Consider the following 2,377-nt stretch of genomic DNA (forward strand, 5'->3'; position numbering starts at 1 on the left):
GTAAGCGTCCGGTGAAGGCGTCGCGTCAGGCGGGACGGTAGTTCCACGGCAGCAGTTCATTGATCTGGCGGGCTGGATGGTCGGCGATGCGGCTGATGGTGTCGGTCAGCCATGCCTCGGGGTCGACGTCGTTGAGCCTGGCGGTTTCCACAAGGCTGTAGATGCCGGCGGCGCGGTGGCCGCCCTGGTCGGAGCCGGCGAACAGCCAGTTCTTGCGACCGACGGCAATACCGCGCAACGAGCGCTCGGCGGCATTGTTGTCGATCTCAAGGCGGCCATCGTCCGCATAGCGGGTAAGCGCCGTCCAGCGGGCGAGCGCATAGCGGATGGCGACCGCGAGGTCGGAGCGTCGGGACAGCTTCGGTCCGGTCGCGTCGAGCCACTGACGGAACGCATCGAGCAGCGGTCCAGCTCTGGTCTGGCGTACGTGTCGTCGCTCGTCCGGGGGCCGACCGCGCACGTCCTGTTCGACCGCATAGAGGCTGGCGATATGGTCCAGCGCCTCGCGGGCCGTGGCGGAGCCGGTTGCGGCATGGACGTCGAAGAACTTGCGCCTGACATGCGCCCAACAGGCTACCTCTGCGATGCGCTCGCCATAGAGCCTGTCGAACCCGGCATAGCCATCGGCGTGCAGATCGCCCTGGAATGTTCGCAAGTGCGCGACGGGGCGTTCGCCCTTGCGGTCGGGCGCGTAGCGAAACAGCACGGCAGGCGGGGCCTCGCCGCCAGCCCCGCGCTCGTCGCGCACATAGGTCCACAGCCGGCCCGTCCTGGTGCGACCGGCGCCGGGGGCCAGAACCGGCACGGGCGTGTCGTCGGCGTGGAGGGTTACGCCACCCATGACGTGGCGCTCGAGCGCGTCGACCAGCGGGTCGAGGAGCGCGGCCGAGCGCCCGACCCAGTCGGCGAGGGTGGAGCGGGCAAGGTCGACGCCCTGGCGCGCGTAGATGCCCGACTGGCGATAGAGCGGCAGATGGTCGGCGTATTTGGACACCAGCACATGTGCGAGCAGCCCGGCACCGGGCCGACCCCGCTCGATGGGCATGGACGGCAGCGGCGCCTGCACGATGCGCTCGCATGACCGACAGCTCAGCCGCGGCCGGACGTGGCGCACGACCCGGAATGAGGCGGGCACATAGTCGAGCTGCTCCGTGACGTCCTCACCCATACGCCGCATGGCACCACCGCAGTCGGGGCATACGCACGGTGCGTCATGCACGACCTCGGTGCGGGGCAAATGGTCGGGCAGCGGCTGTCGATACGGCTTGGCGGTCTCCCGTCTCCGGGTGGCCACCGGCATCGCCGCCGTGGCGGCTTCCGCCTCGCGTTCCTCCAACCCTAGTTCCAGCTGGTCAGCCTGATGCGTCAATTTCTCCGACGAACGGCCGAAGGCCATGCGCCGCAGCCGCGCGACCTGCATCCGCAACTGCTCCAGCTCGGCGCCGACAGCAATGAGCATGGCCTTCAGGAGGGCGATATCGTCGGGCAGCGAGGCGGCATCGGGCGACACGCCTGCTTATACCAGAACAGTCGTGCCGATACACGCGAAAGCCGCAGGAAACCGTGCTTTTTACCAGGCCAGGGTCGGCTGCGAGGACCGGATCGGATGCCGCCAGTCCACCCCTTCGAGCAGCATCGACAACTGCGCCGGGGTCAGCACTGCGACGCCGTCCGCGGTCGTCGGCCAGGTGAACCGACCACGCTCCAGACGCTTGGCATGGAGGACGAGGCCCTGACCATCCCACCACAGCAGCTTGACCAGATCGCCGCGCCTGCCCCGGAAGGCGTACACCGCACCCCCGAACGGATCCTGGCGCAGCCGCTGCTGCACCAGCGCCGCCAGTCCGTCGAAACCCTTGCGCATGTCCGTGACCCCGGCCGCCAGATACACCCGGACGCCGCTCGGCGGCCCGATCAAGCGAACCCGGCCAGCACGGCCTTCAGCACCCGCGCGTCGATGGGAGGTGCCAGGCGGATGCGCTGCCCGGCCGGGCCGACCACCTCCACCACACCCGGTCCGAGCGGCTCCGGCTGCGGCGCCATGGGCACGTTCGCCACCTCGACCGGCACGAACGCCGCGCCCGGCAAGGGCAAAGCTTCGCTTGCGACCCCGTCGCGCAGCAGCGTGCGTCGCCAGCGGTACACCAGCGACGTGCACACCCGGTGACGCCGTGCCACGTCCAGCACGCTCGCCCCCGGCATCATCGCCTCCGACACGATCCGCGCCTTGTCATCGTCGCTGAACCGTCGCCGCGGCTCTGCCCCAACCATCTCGATAATTCGCGTCGCCATAATGCCGCACCGGTGCCTGCCACAGTGCCGCACCTGTGGCTTGCGCATCACCTCGTCAGCAAGGCGGGGAACACCGGACGCTTAC

Annotated in this window: 3 protein-coding genes; all 3 read right to left on the reverse strand. The window is 69.3% G+C overall.

Translation table 11 applies throughout. The features are described from left to right. Window positions 1-25: 25 nt before the first annotated feature. The 3 genes from tnpC to tnpA all read right to left on the reverse strand — a co-directional run bounded on the left by tnpC (window position 26) and on the right by tnpA (window position 2,292). A complete protein-coding gene (gene tnpC / locus GGQ89_RS19730) occupies window positions 26-1,459 on the reverse strand; it encodes an IS66 family transposase (RefSeq protein WP_137788476.1) in 1,434 nt (477 codons plus the stop codon). Window positions 1,460-1,570: 111 nt separating this feature from the next. Continuing rightward, window positions 1,571-1,918, reverse strand: a complete 348-nt coding sequence (tnpB, locus tag GGQ89_RS19735; RefSeq protein ID WP_137788475.1) for an IS66 family insertion sequence element accessory protein TnpB — start codon at window positions 1,916-1,918, stop codon at window positions 1,571-1,573. Next, on the reverse strand, window positions 1,915-2,292 hold the full coding sequence (tnpA, locus tag GGQ89_RS19740) for an IS66-like element accessory protein TnpA (RefSeq protein ID WP_171007704.1): 378 nt from the start codon (window positions 2,290-2,292) through the stop codon (window positions 1,915-1,917). Before tnpA ends, tnpB begins: the two co-directional genes overlap by 4 nt. Window positions 2,293-2,377 lie beyond the last annotated feature (85 nt).

The sequence above is a fragment of the Sphingomonas yabuuchiae genome (assembly GCF_014199595.1).
Lineage (GTDB): Bacteria > Pseudomonadota > Alphaproteobacteria > Sphingomonadales > Sphingomonadaceae > Sphingomonas > Sphingomonas yabuuchiae.